The 18,113-nt window shown below is 75.3% G+C and carries 15 protein-coding genes and 3 pseudogenes; 11 read left to right on the forward strand and 7 right to left on the reverse strand.

The window, feature by feature from the left end:
- Window positions 1–166: 166 nt before the first annotated feature.
- The gene (locus RKE29_RS17565; RefSeq protein ID WP_312006366.1) at window positions 167–1,426 is read left to right on the forward strand and encodes a family 10 glycosylhydrolase; all 1,260 of its coding nucleotides are present in this window, start codon (window positions 167–169) and stop codon (window positions 1,424–1,426) included.
- Between the two features lie 29 nt (window positions 1,427–1,455).
- On the opposite strand, the gene RKE29_RS17570 is transcribed toward RKE29_RS17565, so the two are convergent.
- Window positions 1,456–1,659: a DUF1918 domain-containing protein gene (locus tag RKE29_RS17570; protein ID WP_312006377.1), complete on the reverse strand. Its 204-nt coding sequence runs from the start codon at window positions 1,657–1,659 to the stop codon at window positions 1,456–1,458.
- Window positions 1,660–1,755: 96 nt separating this feature from the next.
- Window positions 1,756–2,670, reverse strand: a pseudogene (locus RKE29_RS17575) (DMT family transporter); the annotation flags it as partial.
- Between RKE29_RS17575 and RKE29_RS17580 the strand changes: the two are divergent.
- Window positions 2,669–4,126, forward strand: coding sequence for a PLP-dependent aminotransferase family protein (locus RKE29_RS17580; RefSeq protein ID WP_312006367.1), 1,458 nt, complete (start codon window positions 2,669–2,671; stop codon window positions 4,124–4,126). The pseudogene RKE29_RS17575 and the gene RKE29_RS17580 sit on opposite strands and share 2 nt — an antisense overlap.
- Window positions 4,127–4,244: 118 nt before the next feature.
- Here RKE29_RS17580 and RKE29_RS17585 read toward each other — a convergent pair whose 3' ends face one another.
- The 3 genes from RKE29_RS17585 to RKE29_RS17595 all read right to left on the reverse strand — a co-directional run bounded on the left by RKE29_RS17585 (window position 4,245) and on the right by RKE29_RS17595 (window position 6,496).
- A complete protein-coding gene (locus RKE29_RS17585) occupies window positions 4,245–4,946 on the reverse strand; it encodes a class I SAM-dependent methyltransferase (RefSeq protein WP_312006368.1) in 702 nt (233 codons plus the stop codon).
- A gap of 69 nt (window positions 4,947–5,015) precedes the next feature.
- Window positions 5,016–5,603, reverse strand: a complete 588-nt coding sequence (locus RKE29_RS17590) for a TetR/AcrR family transcriptional regulator (RefSeq protein ID WP_312006369.1) — start codon at window positions 5,601–5,603, stop codon at window positions 5,016–5,018.
- Between the two features lie 17 nt (window positions 5,604–5,620).
- Complete coding sequence (locus tag RKE29_RS17595) at window positions 5,621–6,496, reverse strand: alpha/beta fold hydrolase (protein WP_312006370.1); 876 nt, start codon at window positions 6,494–6,496, stop codon at window positions 5,621–5,623.
- A 156-nt stretch (window positions 6,497–6,652) separates the two neighbouring features.
- Here RKE29_RS17595 and argC point away from each other — a divergent pair, with 156 nt between their 5' ends.
- From argC to RKE29_RS17620, 5 genes are all read left to right on the forward strand, one after another.
- A complete protein-coding gene (gene argC / locus RKE29_RS17600; RefSeq protein ID WP_312006371.1) occupies window positions 6,653–7,681 on the forward strand; it encodes an N-acetyl-gamma-glutamyl-phosphate reductase in 1,029 nt (342 codons plus the stop codon).
- A complete protein-coding gene (gene argJ, locus RKE29_RS17605) occupies window positions 7,678–8,832 on the forward strand; it encodes a bifunctional glutamate N-acetyltransferase/amino-acid acetyltransferase ArgJ (protein WP_312006372.1) in 1,155 nt (384 codons plus the stop codon). Before argC ends, argJ begins: the two co-directional genes overlap by 4 nt.
- Entirely contained in the window at window positions 8,829–9,821 is a 993-nt protein-coding gene (gene argB, locus RKE29_RS17610; protein ID WP_312006373.1) for an acetylglutamate kinase, read from the forward strand. The genes argJ and argB overlap by 4 nt, the downstream gene beginning before the upstream one ends.
- Window positions 9,818–11,083 carry an acetylornithine transaminase gene (locus RKE29_RS17615; protein WP_312006374.1) on the forward strand — a complete coding sequence of 422 codons (1,266 nt, stop codon included), beginning with the start codon at window positions 9,818–9,820 and terminating at the stop codon, window positions 11,081–11,083. The genes argB and RKE29_RS17615 overlap by 4 nt, the downstream gene beginning before the upstream one ends.
- Window positions 11,084–11,195: 112 nt before the next feature.
- Window positions 11,196–11,801, forward strand: coding sequence for an arginine repressor (locus RKE29_RS17620; protein ID WP_312006378.1), 606 nt, complete (start codon window positions 11,196–11,198; stop codon window positions 11,799–11,801).
- 24 nt (window positions 11,802–11,825) lie between these two features.
- On the opposite strand, the gene RKE29_RS17625 is transcribed toward RKE29_RS17620, so the two are convergent.
- Window positions 11,826–12,365, reverse strand: coding sequence for a Uma2 family endonuclease (locus RKE29_RS17625; protein ID WP_312006375.1), 540 nt, complete (start codon window positions 12,363–12,365; stop codon window positions 11,826–11,828).
- A gap of 151 nt (window positions 12,366–12,516) precedes the next feature.
- On the opposite strand from RKE29_RS17625, the pseudogene RKE29_RS17630 reads away from it, so the two are divergent.
- A pseudogene (locus RKE29_RS17630) lies at window positions 12,517–13,771 on the forward strand (argininosuccinate synthase).
- 41 nt (window positions 13,772–13,812) lie between these two features.
- Window positions 13,813–15,219: an argininosuccinate lyase gene (gene argH / locus RKE29_RS17635; protein ID WP_312006379.1), complete on the forward strand. Its 1,407-nt coding sequence runs from the start codon at window positions 13,813–13,815 to the stop codon at window positions 15,217–15,219.
- 359 nt (window positions 15,220–15,578) lie between these two features.
- Here argH and RKE29_RS17640 read toward each other — a convergent pair whose 3' ends face one another.
- A complete protein-coding gene (locus tag RKE29_RS17640; RefSeq protein ID WP_312006380.1) occupies window positions 15,579–16,208 on the reverse strand; it encodes a lysophospholipid acyltransferase family protein in 630 nt (209 codons plus the stop codon).
- A 393-nt stretch (window positions 16,209–16,601) separates the two neighbouring features.
- Here RKE29_RS17640 and RKE29_RS17645 point away from each other — a divergent pair, with 393 nt between their 5' ends.
- Window positions 16,602–17,753 carry a glycerophosphodiester phosphodiesterase gene (locus RKE29_RS17645; RefSeq protein WP_312006376.1) on the forward strand — a complete coding sequence of 384 codons (1,152 nt, stop codon included), beginning with the start codon at window positions 16,602–16,604 and terminating at the stop codon, window positions 17,751–17,753.
- Between the two features lie 120 nt (window positions 17,754–17,873).
- Window positions 17,874–18,113, forward strand: a pseudogene (locus RKE29_RS17650) (sigma-70 family RNA polymerase sigma factor); the annotation flags it as partial.

Raw genomic sequence — 18,113 nt, forward strand, 5'->3', positions numbered from 1 at the left:
AACGGGCGGCCCGCGGGACGGCGGCGGCGGGGAAGGCCGGCCGCGCGTCACCCGCCCGGGTGACGCGCGGCCGGGCGGCCCGCGCGGGGGATTGCGGGTTCCGGCGCCGACCCCCATGATCGGCACGGGAACGCCCGTACGGTTCCGGCGACGTCGAGGAGCGCACATGGGTCAGGTCACGCGCAGGACGCTGGCGGCGGGAGCGGCGGGAGCGGCCCTGGCGGCGGTCTCACCGGCCCCGGAGGCGCAGGCCGCGGCGTACGAGGCCGATGGCCGGCCCGGCGGGGCCCGGCACCGGCGCCGGGAGCTGCGGGGCATGTGGCTGGCCACCGTGGCGAACCGCGACTGGCCCTCCCGGCCCGGCCTGCCGGCCGCGCGGCAGCGGGCCGAGTTGCTCGACCTGCTCGACGCGGCCGTCGACCGGCGGCTGAACGCGGTGATCTTCCAGGTCCGGCCCACCGCCGACGCGCTGTGGCCGTCCCCGTACGAGCCGTGGGCCGAGTGCCTGACGGGCACGCAGGGCCGGGACCCGGGCTGGGACCCGCTGGGCACGGCGGTCCGCGAGGCGCACAAGCGCGGCCTGGAGCTGCACGCCTGGTTCAATCCGTACCGGATCGCCAACCACGCCGACCCCGGGCGGCTCAGCGCCCGCCACCCCGCCCGCCGCCACCCCGGCTGGGTGGTGCCGTACGGCGGGAAGCTGTACTACAACCCCGGGCTGCCGGAGGTCCGGCGCTTCGTGCAGGACGCGATGCTGGACGCGGTCCGCCGCTACCCCGTCGACGCCGTCCACTGGGACGACTACTTCTACCCCTACCCGGTCGCCGGCCAGGTCTTCGACGACGCGGCGGCCTACGCCCGGTACGGCGCGGACTTCCCCAGCCGGGCCGCGTGGCGCCGGCACAACACCGACCGGCTGGTGCGCGAGACCGCCCACCGCCTGGCCCGGCTGCGCAAGGGCGTCCAGTTGGGCGTGAGCCCGTTCGGCGTGTGGCGCAACCGGTCCACCGACCCGCGCGGCTCCGACACCCGCGCCGGGGTGCAGACCTACGACGACCTGTACGCCGACACCCGCACGTGGGTGCGCAAGGGCTGGATCGACTACATCGTGCCGCAGGTCTACTGGCACATCGGCTTCTCCGTCGCCGACTACGCCACGCTGGTGCCCTGGTGGGCGCGGACCGTGCGCGGCACGGGCGTGCGGCTGTACGTGGGCGAGGCGCTGTACAAGGCGGGAGACGCGGCGCAGCCCGCCCCGTGGCGGAATCCGGCCGAGCTGTCCCGGCACGTCGCCCTCGGCCACCGCTACCCGCAGGTGCGGGGCAACGTGTACTTCGCGGCCCGGGAGGTGGCCGCCGACCGCACCGGAGCCATGGCGCGCGTGGTCGCCGACCACTACCCGACCCGGGTGCGGCCGCCGCGCTGAGCCTCAGCGGGCCGCCGCCCGGGTGCCTGCTACTGCTGCTTCTCGGCCTCGGAGAGGTGGCGCACCACCGTGTCCGGGCCCGGGGACATCAGACACTGGTGCCCGTCCTCGAAGCGGACGCGGTAGGGCGGCTCGCCCTGCTCGCCCAGGACCTCGATCACCTCGGCCGTACGGTCGCGCTGCCCCACGGTCCTGCCGTGTACGAGCAGCCGGTCGCCTTTGGTCGCGTGCATCGGCCATGACCTCCTGTCCGGTTCCCGGTCGTTCCCCGTCAGGGTGTTGAGGGGTTGGTCGCCCTCGGCGCCAAGTCTAGGGCGGCCCTCCCCGGCGCGCGCCCGCTGCGTCACGGCGATGCACGCCAGTACCGCCAGCGCGGCCGCCGGCGCGGCGGGGGACAGGTGCTCGCCCAGCAGGGCCACCGACCACACCAGGGTCAGCAGCGGCTGGGCGAGCTGGAGCTGGCTGGCCCGGGCCACGCCCGCCGCGGCCAGGCCGCGGTACCACACCCACAGGCCCAGCAGCTGCGAGCCCAGGGCCAGCCACAGCACCCCGGCGACGGCCCGCCCGCCCGCGTGGACCGGTTCGGCGAGCAGGGCGACCGCCGCGCCCGGTACGGCCAGCGGCAGCGCCGCCACCAGCGACCAGGCGCTGACCTGCCAGCCGGGCAGCTCGCGGGCCAGCCTGCCGCCCTCGGTGTAGCCCGCCGCGCACACCAGCAGCGCGCCGAACAGGTACCAGTCGCCGGAGGCCGGCGCGCCGCCGCCACCGGCGACGGTGAAGCCCGCGACCACGGCCGCCCCGGTCAGGGCCGCCGCCCAGAACAGCCGCGAGGGCCGCGCCCCGGTCCGCAGGCTCGCGCAGGCGGCCGTGGCCAGCGGCAGCAGGCCGACGACCACGGCCGCGTGCGCGGTGCTCGCGGTGCGCAGGGCCAGCGTGGTCAGCAGCGGGAAGCCCACCACCACCCCGGCCGCGACGACCAGCACGCCGGGCCAGTGGCGGCGGGCGGGCGGCGGCACCCGCCGGACGGCCAGGCAGCAGCCGCCGACCAGCGCGGCCAGCACCACCCGGCAGGCGACCACGGACCACGGGCCCAGGCCCTCCAGGGCCCAGGCGGTGGCGGGGAAGGTGAGGGAGAAGGCGGCCACGCCCAGCGCGGCCAGGGCGGTGCCGCCGCGCGCCGCGGCCGGGCCGGCGCCGCTCACCGCTACCGGCATCCGAGCGATAGCGCTATCTTTGGCTCTCATGTACGAGCGTAGCAGTGTGGTCGAACTGGCCGGAAGGCTGCGCGGCGAGCTGGACCGCTACTCGCCAGGTGAGAAGCTGCCATCCAGTCGTGCGCTGGTCGAGCGGTACCGGGTAAGCCCGGTGACCGTCTCCCGCGCCCTGGCCGCGCTCGCCGCCGAGGGCCTGGTCGTCACCCGGCCCGGCGCCGGCGCCTACCGCGCCGCTCCCGCCCGGACCGCCCCGGCGGGCCCGGGCGACACCTCCTGGCAGGAGGTCGCGCTCAGCGCCGAGACGGCCGGGGACGCGGTGCCGCGGTCCGTGGACGCCTCGGGCGTGCTGGCGACGCTCGCCGCCCCGCCGCCCGGCGTCATCGAGCTGAGCGGCGGCTACCTCCACCCCACCGCCCGGCCCGAGCGCGCGCTGGCCGCAGCCCTGGCCCGCGCCGGGCGGCGGCCCGGCGCCTGGGGCCGCCCGCCGGCCGAGGGGCTGCCGGAGCTGCGCGCCTGGTTCGCGCGGGAGATCGGCGGCCCGGGCGGGGCCGTGTCGCCCGCGGACGTGCTGATCACCGCGGGCGGGCAGTCCGCCCTGACCACGGCCCTGCGCGGGCTCGCCCCGCCCGGCGCGCCCGTGCTGGTGGAGTCGCCCGCCTACCCCGGCGTGCTGGCCGCCGCCCGCGCCTCCGGCCAGCGCCCGGTGCCCGTGCCCCTGGACCGCGACGGCGTGCGCACCGACCTGCTCGGACCCGCCTTCCGGGCCAGCGGCGCGCGGGTGCTGGTGTGCCAGCCGCTGTTCCACAACCCCACCGGCGCGGTGCTTGCGGCCGAGCGGCGCGCCGAGGTGCTGCGCGCCGCGCGGGAGGCCGGCGCGTTCGTGGTGGAGGACGACTTCGCGCGCCGCCTCGTCCACGAGGACGCCGGCCCGCCGCCCGCCACGCTCGCCGCGCAGGACCCCGACGGCGTGGTCGTGCACGTCTCCTCGCTCACCAAGATCGCCTCGCCCAGCCTGCGGGTGGCGGCGCTCGCCGCGCGCGGCCCGGCGCTGGAGCGGCTGCGCGCCATCCAGATCGTCGACAGCTTCTTCGTGCCCCGCCCGCTCCAGGAGGCCACCGTCGAACTCGTCGGCTCGCCCGCCTGGCCCCGGCACCTGCGCGCGGTCGCCGCCGGCCTGCGGGCCCGCCGCGAGGCCCTGCTGGCCGCGCTGCGCCGGGAGCTGCCCGAGCCGGCCGCGCGCGTGCCGCACGTCCCGCTCGGCGGCTACCACCTGTGGCTGCGCTGCCCGGACGGCGCGGACGACGTGGCCCTGGCCGCCGCGGCCCTGCGGGCCGGGGTCGCCGTGGCGCCCGGCCGCCCGTACTTCCCCGCCGAGCCGACCGCGCCGCACCTGCGGCTGTGCTTCGCCTCGGCGGCGGGCGCGGCGGAGCTCGCCGAGGGGGTGCGCCGCCTGCGGACGGCCTTCGCGGACGTCCTCGGCCTCTGAGGAGCCGCGGAACGTACGCGCGCGGGAGCCGGTACGTACCCGCCGGGAGCCCTACGCCACGGCGCGGGCGGCGCGGGCGTACGGGCCGGGAGCCGTGGCCGCCGGGTGCGCCGCGCGCTCAGCCGTCCTTGCGCCACACCAGGGCGGCCGACACCGGGTGGTGCCGGAACCGCCCCCACTTGGGCTTCACCGCCAGCCACCGCTCGTCCACGACGCCCTCGCGCATCTCGGCCAGCCGCCAGCCCGCGGCCAGCCCCGCCGTGACGTGGTCGCCGATCAGGTGCACGTGCGTGGTGATGGCGACCGGCTCGCCCGAGCCGCTGGTGTAGTGGGTCGGCATGCCGGTGGCCATGATGAAGTGCGGGTGGAAGGCGACCACCACGCACGCCGCGCCCGGCGCGCCCAGGCGCCAGGCCTCGGCGTAGAAGGGGTGCAGGTCGGGCAGGTGCTCGTCGATGAGCGAGGCGATGACCAGGTCGTAGCCGCCCGCCTCAAGGCCGGTGTCGCGCACGTCGGCCTCCACCAGCCGGTCGTGCACGCCCCGGGAGCGGGCCACCGCCAGCATCTGCGGGGTGAGGTCCACGCCGTCGACCGCGGCGACCCCGGCCCGGCGCAGCCAGGCGCCGGTGCGCCCGGTGCCGCAGCCGAGGTCGGCGGCGCGGCGCACGGTCGGCCAGCGCGGCTCGGCGAGCCGGTCGAGGAGGGCGAGGTCCATCACGTCCTCGACGGTCTGCTCGTAGGTGTCGACCCACTCGCCGTATCCGGTCGTGACGTCCACCGTGCGGTAGCCGCGGGTGTCGAAGTCGGAGAAGCGCAGCATGCGGCCGAGTATCGGCGCCGCCCGGAGCCCCGGGCCACCGGTTTTCCGCGCCGGCCGGGCCCCGGCCGGTCACTCCCGCGCGGTGCGCAGGCCGCCGAGCAGGGCGAGGAGGGTCTGCTCGGCCTCGGCCCGGGCGGCGGCGCGCCCGGGCTCCGGGACCCGGCCGACGAGCAGGGCGGCCTCGATCGCGGCCCCGAGGACCAGGTGCGCCAGGACCGTGACGGGCTGCCGTACGATCACGCCCTCGGCCATGGCCTGGTCGAGCCCGGCGGTCACCAGGCCGAGCCCGTACCGGGCCTCGATGGCGCGCCAGGTCTCCCAGCCCAGCACGGCCGGGGCGTCGGTGAGGGCGATGCGGACCACCTCCGGGTCCTCGCAGGCGTCCAGGAAGGCGGCCAGGGCCGCGACAGCGGCGGTCCACGCGTCGTCCGCGCCGGCCAGGGCGGCGGTGACCCGGTCGTTGACCTCGCTCTCCACCTGCTCGAACACCGTCTGGAACAGCCCGCTCTTGTCGCCGAAGTGGTGCCGCAGCGCGCCCCGGGTCAGCCCGGCCGCGGCGACGATCTCCTCGGTCGGCACGGCCGCGTACCCGCGGTCGGCGAACAGCGGCCGCGCCGCGGCGACCAGCGCCTGCCGGGTGGCGCGGGTGCGGTCCACCTGGCGCCGCCGCCCGGTCACCGCGGCTGCCCGGCCGTGGCGCGGAGGAAGTCCACGACGAGGTCGGCGAGCCGGTCGGGCTGGTCCTCGGGCACGAAGGTGTAGGAGTCGGAGACCGGTGCCAGCCGGGCGTCGGGGAGCAGGGCGGCGAGCCGGTGGGCGAGCGAGATGGGGAAGAGCCGGTCCTCCACGGCCCACGCCAGCAGCACCGGGCGGTGGAAGGAGCCGAAGGTCTCGGCCGCGGCCAGGGTGTGCCGGCGGTGCACGCCGCGCAGGAAGCGGCGCAGGTCGCGGCGGACGCCGGGGCTGCGGCGGGCGGGCAGCAGGTAGGAGTCCATGACGTCCGGGGGCAGCGGCCGCTTGGCCACCCACCCGTAGGCGAACGGCAGCCGGTGCGCGGCGCGCGGCCGCAGGGCCTGGGCCAGCAGCCAGGCCGAGCCGGGCAGCCGGGCGGCCGGCGGCAGGAAGGAGAACACCGGCGGGAAGAACCGCTCCAGGCTGTCGCAGGTGGCCAGCACCACCCGGCCGATCCGCTCGGGGTGGCGGGCCATGAGCACCTGGGTGATCCCGCCGCCGGTGTCGTTGGCCACCAGGGTGACGTCGGTGAGGTCCAGCGCGGCGAGGAAGTCCGCGATCAGCGCGGCGAGCCCGGGCGGGCTGAGGTCGGCGCGGGGGTCCATGGGGTGCTCGTGCGAGCCCAGCGGCCAGTCCGGGGCCAGGCAGCGGTACCCGGCCTCGGCCACGGCCGGCACGACCTTCCGCCACAGGTCGGCGTTGACCAGCAGCCCGTGCGCGAACACCACCGGCGGCCCCTCGCCGCGCTCCCGGTAGGCGACCGGGCCGGCCGGCAGGCGGACGGTGTGCGGGGTTCCGAGCGCTGCGCTGCGCGCCATGGGACGACCTCCTGGTGGGGGGACTGCCGGGGACCGGCACCGCTCCAGAAAACATACATCCCGGATGTATGTCGATGGGAGCGGGGCATCCAGCCGGACTCATTGCATAAAGCTGCGTGGTTACGTATAGTCATGCCGTCGATGAGGAGGGCTTTCATGACCGTACGGGCAGCGGTGGCGGGAGCGAGCGGCTACGCGGGCGGGGAACTGCTGCGCCTGCTGCTGGCCCACCCCGAGGTGGAGATCGGCGTCCTGACGGGCAACGCGAGCGCCGGCGAGCGCCTGGGCGCCCTCCAGCCGCACCTGCGCCCGCTCGCCGACCGGGTGCTGGAGCCGACCACGCCCGGCGCGCTCGCCGGGCACGACGTCGTCTTCCTCGCCCTGCCGCACGGGCGGTCCGCGGCCGTGGCCGAGCAGCTGGGCGACGCCGCGCTCGTGGTCGACTGCGGCGCGGACTTCCGGCTGCGGGACGCCGGGGACTGGGAGCGGTTCTACGGCTCGCCCCACGCGGGGACCTGGCCGTACGGCCTGCCCGAGCTGCCCGGTGCCCGCGACGCGCTGAAGGGCACCCGGCGGGTCGCGGTGCCCGGCTGCTACCCCACGGCCGTCTCCCTCGCGCTCTTCCCGGCGTACGCGGCGGGACTCGCCGGGCCCGAGGCGGTGGTCGTCGCCGCCTCCGGCACCTCCGGCGCGGGCAAGGCGCCCAAGGCGCACCTGCTGGGCAGCGAGGTCATGGGCTCCATGAGCCCGTACGGCGTGGGCGGCGGCCACCGGCACACCCCGGAGATGGTCCAGAACCTCTCCGCCGTGGCCGGCCGGCGCGTCACCGTCTCCTTCACCCCGACCCTGGCCCCCATGGCCCGCGGCATCCTCGCCACGTGCAGCGCGAAGGCCGCGCCCGGCACCACCGCCGAGCAGCTGCGCGCGGCGTACGAGGAGGCGCTGGCGGGCGAGCCCTTCGCCCACCTGCTGCCGCCCGGCCAGTGGCCCGCCACCGCCGCCGTGTACGGCTCGAACACCGCGCTGGTGCAGGTCGCCCACGATCCGGAGGCGGACCGGATCATCGCCGTCAGCGCCATCGACAACCTCACCAAGGGCACCGCGGGCGGCGCGGTGCAGAGCATGAACATCGCCCTCGGCCTCCCCGAGGAGCTGGGACTTTCCACGATCGGAGTCGCACCGTGAGTGTTACGGCAGCCAAGGGCTTCACCGCCTCCGGCGTCGCAGCGGGGATCAAGGAGAACGGCGGGCCCGACCTGGCGCTCGTCGTCAACAACGGCCCGCGGCTGGCCGCCGCGGGCGTGTTCACCTCCAACCGCGTCAAGGCCGCGCCCGTGCTGTGGTCCGAGCAGGTCGTCAGGGGCGGCCGGGTCAGCGCCGTCGTCCTCAACTCCGGCGGCGCCAACGCCTGCACCGGGGCGCCCGGCTTCCAGGACACCCACGCCACCGCCGAGAAGACCGCCGAGGTCCTGGGCCACAGCGCCGCCGAGGTGGCCGTGGCCTCCACCGGCCTGATCGGCCTGCGGCTGCCCATGGACCGGCTGCTGCCGGGCGTGGAGCAGGCCGCCGCCGAACTGTCCGCGCACGGCGGCGAGAAGGCCGCCATCGCCATCAAGACCACCGACTCCGTGCACAAGACCGCCGCCGTCACCAGCGAGGACGGCTGGAGCGTCGGCGGCATGGCCAAGGGCGCCGGCATGCTCGCGCCGGGCCTGGCCACCATGCTCGTGGTGCTCACCACCGACGCCGACGTCGAGGCGCCGGTGCTGGACAAGGCGCTGCGCGAGGCCGTGCGCACCACCTTCGACCGCGTCGACTCCGACGGCTGCATGTCCACCAACGACACCGTGCTGCTGCTCGCCTCGGGCGCCTCCGGCGCGGCCCCCGCGCACGACGCCTTCACCGAGGCCGTCCGCGCCGTGTGCGCCGACCTCGCCCGCCAGTTGGTCGCCGACGCCGAGGGCGCCTCCAAGGACATCCGCATCGAGGTGACCGGCGCGGCCACCGAGGACGACGCCGTCGAGGTGGGCCGCTCCATCGCCCGCAACAACCTGCTGAAGTGCGCCATCCACGGCGAGGACCCCAACTGGGGCCGGGTGCTGTCCGCGATCGGCACCACCTCGGCCGCCTTCGACCCCGACGCCCTGAACGTGGCCATCAACGGCGTGTGGGTGTGCCGGGGCGGCGCGGTCGGCGAGGACCGGGACCTGGTCGACATGCGCTACCGCGAGGTGCGCATCACCGCCGACCTGGCGGCGGGGCAGGAGTCGGCGGTCATCTGGACCAACGACCTCACCGCCGACTACGTCCACGAGAACAGCGCGTACTCGTCGTGACCCGGCCGACCGCCCGCAGGCACACCGCCCTGCCCAAGGCCCGCACCCTCATCGAGGCGCTGCCCTGGCTGACCCGCCACCGCGGCAAGACCGTGGTGATCAAGTTCGGCGGGAACGCCATGGTCGACGACGAACTGAAGGCCGCCTTCGCCCAGGACGTGGTCTTCCTGCACCACGCCGGTCTGCGCCCGGTCGTCGTACACGGCGGCGGCCCGCAGATCAACGCGCAGCTCGACCGGCTCGGCATCGCCTCGGAGTTCCGGGCGGGCCTGCGGGTGACCACCCCCGAGGCGATGGACGTCGTGCGCATGGTGCTCGCCGGGCAGGTGCAGCGCGAACTGGTGGGCCTGCTCAACCGGCACGGCCCGCTGGCCGTCGGCCTGACCGGCGAGGACGCGCGCACCATGACGGCCGTCAAGCACTACGCCGAGATAGCGGGCGAGCGCGTCGACCTCGGACGCGTCGGCGAGATCACCGCCATCGACACCGGCGCCGTGCGGGCGCTGCTGGACGACGGCCGCATCCCGGTGGTGTCGTCCATCGCACGCGCGGAAGACGCCGAATACCCCGCAGACCCCGAAGGCCCCGCAGGCCCCGAGGACACCGGGGCGGGCACCGGCGCGACCGGCCTCGGCGGTGTCTACAACGTCAACGCCGACACCGCCGCGGCCGCGCTCGCCGCCGCGCTGGGCGCCGAGACCCTGATGGTCCTCACCGACGTGGAGGGCCTGTACGCGGACTGGCCGCACAGCGACGAGGTGATCAGCCAGCTGACCGCCAAGGAGCTGGAGGCCCTGCTGCCGGAGCTGGCCAGCGGCATGGTGCCGAAGATGGAGGGCTGCCTGCACGCCGTGCGCAACGGGGTGAACACCGCGCGCGTGATCGACGGGCGGGTGCCGCACTCCATCCTGCTGGAGATCTTCACGGACGAGGGCATCGGCACGATGGTCGTCCCGGACGCCGAGCCCGCCACGGAAGAGGAGTCATGAGCAGCGACGACACGAACAGTCCCGGCGCGGGCCCGGCCCCGGACGACGCCGCTCCGGACAACGCCGTCCTGACGCGGCGCTGGCAGGGCGCGCTGATGGACAACTACGGCACCCCCCGCCTGCCCCTGGTGCGCGGCGAGGGCGCCCGGGTGTGGGACGCCGACGGCCGCGCCTACCTGGACTTCGTCGGCGGCATCGCGGTCAACGCCCTCGGCCACGCCCACCCCGCCGTCGTACGGGCCGTCTCCGACCAGATCGCCACCCTCGGCCACGTGTCCAACCTGTACATCGCCGAGCCCCCGGTGGCGCTCGCCGAGCGGCTGCTGGGCCTGGCCGGCCGGCCGGGCGCGGTGTACTTCTGCAACTCCGGCGCCGAGGCCGTCGAGGCCGCCTTCAAGATCGGTCGGCGTACCGGCCGCGGGCACGTGGTGTCGGCCGCCGGCGGCTTCCACGGCCGCACCATGGGCGCGCTCGCGCTCACCGGCCAGCCCGCCAAGCAGCAGCCGTTCCTGCCGCTGCCGGGGGACGTCACGCACGTGCCGTACGGCGACGCGGAGGCGCTGCGCGCGGCCGTCACCACCGGCACCGCGATGGTGGTGCTGGAGCCCGTCCAGGGCGAGAACGGCGTCGTGGTCCCCCCGGCCGGCTACCTGCGGGCCGCGCGGGAGATCACCCGGGCCACCGGCACCCTGCTGGTCCTGGACGAGATCCAGACCGGCATCGGCCGCACCGGCCACTGGTTCGAGCACCAGGCGCAGGGCGTCGAACCCGACGTCGTCACCCTCGCCAAGGGGCTCGGCGGGGGCCTGCCCATCGGCGCGGTGCTCGCCTTCGGGCCGGCCGCCGGCCTGCTCACCCCCGGCCAGCACGGCTCGACCTTCGGCGGCAACCCGGTGGCCTGCGCCGCCGCCCTCGCCGTACTGGACACGATCGAGGCCGACGGCCTGCTGGACCGCGTCAAGCGGGCCGGGGAGCGGCTGCGGGAGGGCGTCGAGGCGCTGGCGCACCCGCTGGTGGACCGGGTCCGCGGCGCGGGCCTGCTGCTGGGTATCGTGCTCACCGGCCCCGCCGCGCAGGCGGTGCAGCAGGCGGCCCAGGAGGCGGGATTCCTGGTGAACGCGGTCGCGCCGGACGTGATCCGGCTCGCCCCGCCACTGGTGATCGGCGACGGCGAGGTGGACGCGCTGCTGGCCGCGCTGCCGGGCGTCCTGTCCGCGGCGGCCGCCGCGGCCGGGGAGCAGACTGGTACGGGACGGGGATGACGCGCGCCCCCGGGGGACGGCCCCCGGGGGCGGCGGGGTCTTCCCGCGGACCCTCGGACACACAGGGAAGGCTGCGGGAAGAGCCTTGAACGATCCGGAGACTGGGCGGGACATGCGGCAGGCGCGGCACACCGAGCGGGACGGCGGGCAGCGGCGGAACGGCCCGCCCCAGGCCGAGCCGGGGGTGCCCGAGGGGCCGGCGGCGGCCGGGGGACAGGCGGTGCCGCAGACCCGCACCGCCCGGCACGGCCGGATCGTGGACATCCTCAACCGGCAGCCGGTCCGCTCCCAGAGCCAGCTCGCCAAGCTGCTCGCCGACGACGGCCTGACCGTCACCCAGGCGACGCTCTCCCGCGACCTGGACGAGCTGGGCGCGGTGAAGATCCGCAACACCGGCGGCGAGCTGATCTACGCCGTGCCCGCCGAGGGCGGCGACCGCACGCCCCGCGCCCCGCTGGGCGAGTCGGCCAGCGAGGCCCGCATGGCGCGGCTGGCGGGCGAGCTGCTGATCTCGGCGGAGGCGTCGGCGAACCTGGTCGTCCTGCGCACCCCGCCGGGCGCCGCCCAGTTCTTCGCGTCGGCCATCGACACGGCCGAGGTGCACGAGATCATCGGCACTATCGCGGGCGACGACACGGTCCTGCTGATCAGCCGCGACCCGGCGGGCGGCCAGGCGCTGGCCGACCACCTGCTGCGACTGGCCCAGAAGGAGCGCTGAGGGCCGCCCCGGCCCTCGCTGGTGTCAGTCCTTGCGCCTGAAGTCCGCCGTGGGAAGCTCGACGGCACTTCCGTCGGCAAGGCGCAGCGTGATGGTCTCGCCGTACCGGAAGGTCTCCTGCTTGGCGTACTTCCCATCGGCCGGGCGGGCGTACAAGGTGCACTCGCCGCGGAACGGGTCCACGACCAGGTAGAGGGGGACGCCGAACCGGGCGTACTGCCCCAGCTTGAGCACGTAGTCGTGGGAGTCGTTCTCGCTGGAGACGATCTCGACCGCAGCCAGGAGATCGTCATGCGAGAAGGGAGCTCGGGCCCCCTCTTCGACGATCGCGACATCCGGCGCGCGCGGACTCTCCCCCGGAAAGTCGATGAGCACGTCGGAGAGTAGACGCTCCTTGCGCACACCGGCCGACATGGCCGCAACCTGGACATCGAGAATCGTCCAGCTCTGGATGTGGCTCTGCGGCGTCATGACGATCCGATCCTCAACGACCTCGACCTTGAAGCCCTCGATCTCCGCGGCGACGTGTTCGGCCGCTCTCAAAAGGTCGTCCTGCACGCTCATGCCGTCCGCCTCCTCGCTCGAATGACGTCGAAGACCTCGCTCACGAGCATCGTAGACCCGGCCACTGACAGCCCCCGGACCTTCGTTGACGAAGCATGCGGGGCAGTGCATACTTATGCTCAAGAGCGCAACGCACCATAAGGAGAGACCCGTGACCGAGCGCGTCGTACTCGCCTACTCGGGCGGCCTGGACACCTCCGTCGCCATCGGATGGATTGCCGAGGAGACGGGCGCCGAGGTCATCGCCGTCGCCGTGGACGTCGGCCAGGGCGGTGAGGACCTGGACGTCATCCGCAAGCGCGCGCTCGCCTGCGGTGCGGTGGAGGCGGAGGTCGCGGACGCCAAGGACGAGTTCGCCGACGAGTACTGCCTGCCGGCGATCAGGGCGAACGCGCTCTACATGGACCGCTACCCGCTGGTCTCCGCCCTGTCCCGGCCGCTCATCGTCAAGCACCTGGTGGCCGCCGCCCGCAAGCACGGCGCGTCGATCGTCGCCCACGGCTGCACCGGCAAGGGCAACGACCAGGTCCGCTTCGAGGCCGGGATCTCCTCGCTCGCCCCGGACCTGACGTGCATCGCCCCCGTCCGGGACTACGCCATGACCCGCGACAAGGCGATCGCCTTCTGCGAGCAGAAGAACCTCCCGATCGCCACCACCAAGAAGTCCCCGTACTCCATCGACCAGAACGTCTTCGGGCGGGCCGTGGAGACCGGCTTCCTGGAGGACATCTGGAACGCGCCGATCGAGGACGTGTACGAGTACACCTCCAACCCGGCGGCCCCGCGCGAGGCCGACGAGGTGGTCATCACCTTCGCCAAGGGCGTGCCCGTGGCGATCGACGGCCAGCCCGTCACCCCGCTCCAGGCCATCCAGCAGCTCAACCAGCGGGCGGGCGCCCAGGGCGTCGGCCGGATCGACATCGTCGAGGACCGGCTGGTGGGCATCAAGTCCCGGGAGATCTACGAGGCGCCCGGCGCCATTGCCCTGATCACCGCCCACCAGGAGCTGGAGAACGTCACGGTCGAGCGCGAGCTGGCCCGCTACAAGCGCCAGGTCGAGCAGCGGTGGAGCGAGCTGNGTCGAGCGCGAGCTGGCCCGCTACAAGCGCCAGGTCGAGCAGCGGTGGAGCGAGCTGGTCTACGACGGCCTGTGGTTCTCCCCGCTCAAGCGCGCCCTGGACGGCTTCGTCGCCGAGGCGAACGAGCACGTCTCCGGCGAGATCCGGATGACGCTGCACGGCGGCCGCGCCGTCGTCACCGGCCGCCGGTCCGAGCAGTCGCTGTACGACTTCAGCCTCGCCACGTACGACACGGGCGACACCTTCGACCAGTCGCTGTCGAAGGGCTTCATCGAGATCTTCGGCCTGTCCTCGAAGATCGCGGCGAAGCGGGACCTGGCCTCGTGAGCCCTTCCCCGACCGAGCCCCAGGGACAGCCGGAGGCGGGCCTGCGGCTGTGGGGCGGGCGGTTCGCGGACGGGCCGTCGGAGGCGCTGGCCCGGCTCAGCGCCTCCGTGCACTTCGACTGGCGGCTCGCCCCGTACGACATCGCCGGCTCCCGCGCGCACGCGCGGGCGCTGCGCACGGCCGGCCTGCTGGACGACGGCGAGCTGCGCGCCATGCTGGACGGCCTGGACCGGCTGGAGCGCGACGTGGCCGACGGCTCCTTCACCGGGACCGTCGCCGACGAGGACGTGCACACTGCCCTGGAGCGCGGCCTGCTGGAGCGGGTCGGCCCGGAGCTGGGCGGCAAGCTGCGCGCGGGCCGGTCCCGCAACGACCAGGTGGCCACGCTCTTCCGGATGTACCTGCGCGACCACGCGCGGGTGATCGGCGGCCTGCTCACCGACCTCCAGGAGGCGCTGGTGGGCCTGGCCGAGGCCCACCCGGACGTGGCCATGCCCGGTCGCACCCACCTCCAGCACGCGCAGCCCGTGCTGTTCGCGCACCACCTGCTGGCGCACGTGCACGCCCTGTCCCGGAACGCGGAGCGGCTGCGGCAGTGGGACGAGCGCACGGCCGTCTCGCCGTACGGCTCGGGCGCGCTCGCCGGCTCCTCCCTGGGCCTGGACCCGCGGGCGGTCGCCGCGGACCTCGGGTTCGAGCGCGGCTCGGCGGCCAACTCCATCGACGGCACGGCGTCCCGCGACTTCGTCGCCGAGTTCGCCTTCGTCACGGCCATGACCGGCGTCGACCTCTCCCGGATCGCCGAGGAGATCATCATCTGGAACACGAAGGAGTTCTCCTTCGTCACCCTCCACGACGCCTTCTCCACCGGCTCGTCGATCATGCCGCAGAAGAAGAACCCGGACATCGCCGAGCTGGCCCGCGGCAAGTCCGGCCGCCTGATCGGCAACCTCACCGGGCTGCTGGCCACGCTCAAGGCCCTCCCGCTGGCGTACAACCGCGACCTCCAGGAGGACAAGGAGCCGGTCTTCGACTCCTGCGACCAGCTTGAGGTGCTGCTTCCGGCGTTCACCGGCATGGTCGCCACGCTCACCGTCCACCGCGAGCGGCTTCAGGAGCTGGCCCCGGCCGGGTTCTCGCTGGCCACCGACGTGGCCGAGTGGCTGGTCAAGCGGGGTGTGCCGTTCCGGGTGGCGCACGAGGTGGCCGGGGAGTGCGTCAGGGAGTGCGAGCGCACCGGCGTGGAGCTGGACGGGCTGACGGACGAGCAGTTCGCGGGGATCTCACCGCACCTGACGCCCCAGGTCCGCGAGGTGCTGAGCGTGCCCGGCGCGCTCGCCGCCCGCGACGGCCGCGGCGGCACCGCCCCGTCCGCGGTGGCCGCCCAGCTCGCCGAGGTGAAGGCCGACCTGGCCGTCCAGCGGGAGTGGGCCGAGGCAAAGCGCTGAGGCGGCCGCGGCGCCGCGCGCTGCCGTCCGTACGGCCCGGTGGCCCCTGCCGTTCCACGGCCGGGGCCACCGGCGTGTGCCCTCGGGGCGGCCCGCCGAGGCAGCCGCCGGCCCGCGCGTGCGCCAGGGCCCGGCAAAAGCCGTACGGGCCCGCCCGGCCGGTATACGACACGGGGCGGCCCGTACGGCGGCGCAGCGGGCGGGACGGCCACCCGGCGGCACGCCCGCGCGCGTCCGGCGGGCCGGACCACCGGGAACCTGATGCCCGGAGCCGGGGCCCGGACGCGCGGAAGCCCGGCGCGGGGCGCGCCGGGCTTCGGGCGGTGCCGGTCCGACAAGGCCGGCGGGCGTACGGGCCGTCAGGCGGCCTTCGCCTTGGTGGCGTACATGTCCACGTACTCCTGGCCGGACAGCCGCATGACCTCGCTCATGACCTCGTCGGTCACCGCGCGCAGCACGTACCGGTCGCGGTCCATGCCCTCGTACCGCTCGAAGTGCAGCGGCTCGCCGAAGCGGACGGTCACCCGGCCCGGCCGCGGCAGCCCCTTGCCGCCCGGCTGGATCCGGTCGGTGCCGATCATCGCGAACGGCACCACCGGGGCGCCGGTCATCAGCGCCAGCCGGGCGATGCCGGTGCGGCCCCGGTACAGGCGGCCGTCGGGGGAGCGGGTGCCCTCCGGGTAGATGCCGAAGACCTTGCCCTCCTCCAGCACCCGGCGGCCGGTCATCAGCGCGGCCACGCCGCCGCGGCCGCCGTCCCGGTCCACCGGGATCATGCCGACGCCCGTGAAGAACCAGGCCATCAGCCGGCCCTTCAGCCCCCTGCCCGTCACGTACTCGTCCTTGCCGATGAAGAACACCTGCCGGTCGCACACCAGCGGCAGGAACATCGAGTCCATGAACGTGAGGTGGTTCCCGGCGAGGATGACCGGACCGGAGCCCGGCACGCGCTCGATGCCCTCGACCTGCGGGCGGAACATCAGCCGCATGAACGGGCCGAGGACAGCCTTCAGCAACGCGAAGCGGGAAAACCGGGAAAACAAGGAAGCCCTCCGGTCGTGGTGGTCAGCTGTGGCACCGGCGCCCGGCCGGTTCATCCCAGAAGCTGACCGCGCACGCGTGCCTTACGACGAGGACCATACTCGCCAGTTCGGCGCGTTCGCACACCGGGTTCACCCACTCGATACGCGGTGTTGACACCCGTTCCCGCCGCGTTCTCCGTGGTGTCTCCCGGTCGCAAGCCGGCCGGGCCTACGATCGGCCCATCCTTCCGGTGGATGTGACCCATGCGACAGATGCGAAACGTCACACGCCGGGCGGACCAGGACCCTTCACCCACGCGGGTCGCCCGGCGCGGCCCGCACAGCGAGGAGCGAGCGCCCATGACGCGGGAGCGGGACCGGCACCCCGGCAGACGAGCCCTCCTGGGGGCCGCGGCCCTCGGCACCGGCGCGGCGGCGCTCGGCGGCACCGGAGCGGCGGCCGCCGCCGAGCCGGCCGGCCGCGGCCACGGGCTGCCGGTGCCCGCGGTGATCGGCCACCGGGGCGCGTCCGGCTACCGACCCGAGCACACCCTGGGCTCCTACCAGCTCGCCCTGGACCTCGGCGCCGACGTCGTCGAGCAGGACCTGGTCCCCACCAGGGACGGGCACCTGGTGTGCCGCCACGAGAACGACATCACGGCCACCACCGACGTCGCCGCGCACCCGGAGTTCGCCGCGCGCAAGACCACCAAGACCGTGGACGGGACCGCCCTGACCGGCTGGTTCACCGAGGACTTCACGCTCGCCGAGCTGAAGACCCTGCGCGCGAAGGAGCGCATCCCCGGCACCCGGCAGCGCAACACGCTCTACGACGGCCGCTGGGAGGTGCCCACCTTCGAGGAGGTGCTGGTGTGGGCCGAGCGGCAGGGCAGGCGGCGCGGGCGCCCGGTGTGGCTGCACGTGGAGACCAAGCACCCCACGTACTTCCGCGGGCTGGGCCTGGGCCTGGAGGAGCGGCTGGCCGGCCTGCTGCGCGCGCACGGCCGGCACCGCGCCGGCTCTCCGGTCTTCCTCCAGTCCTTCGAGCCCAGCAGCATCCAGCGCCTGGGCGGGCTGGTGGGCTGTCCGAAGGTGGTCCTGCTGCCGGCCGCCGGCCGGCCCTGGGACTTCACGGTCGCCGGCGACCCGCGCACCGTCGCCGACCTGGTCACGCCGCGCGGCCTGGCCTGGATCGCCGGCTTCGCCCAGGGCGTGGGGCCGGACCTGTCGCTGGTGATCCCGCGCGACGCGGCGGGCCGGCTGGGCACGCCGACCACGCTGGTGCGCGACGCGCACGCGGCCGGGCTGGTCCTGCACCCGTACACCGCGCGGAACGAGAACACGTTCCTGCCCGCCGACTTCCGCCGCGGCACCGACCCGGCCGCCTACGGGGACGCCCTCGGCGCCTTCCGCACGTACTTCGAGCAGGGCGTCGACGGCATCTTCTCCGACAACCCCGACACCGCGCTGCTCGCCCGGGCCGACTTCCTCGGCGCGCGCGCGGCGGGCTGAGACCGCGGCGTCCCCGCCGTACCGCCGACCGGGCGTCAACCTCCCGGCCGGCGATAGTCCGTCCGGGTGAGACGGCCCGAACGGAGCAACCGGCCGCGCGTCCGGGCACGTCACACCGGCGTGAACCATCTGGAGGAACTGCGCCTGCGGCTCGGCCCGTTGCTCGCCGCCGAGGCCGCGGCCGAGGCGCCGGGCACCGGCCTGGACCCCGCCGACCTCGAACAGAGCGTGTGGCTGCGGCTGCTGGAGCGCACCCGCGCGTCCGGCCCGCCGCCCGACCCCGCGCCCTGGCTGCGGGCCGCCGTACGGGCCGAGGCGCGGGCCGCCCGCCGCCGCGCCCGCCGCGAGGTGCCCCACGAC

It is taken from the genome of Streptomyces sp. B1866 (assembly GCF_031932565.1).
Taxonomy (GTDB): Bacteria; Actinomycetota; Actinomycetes; order Streptomycetales; family Streptomycetaceae; genus Streptomyces.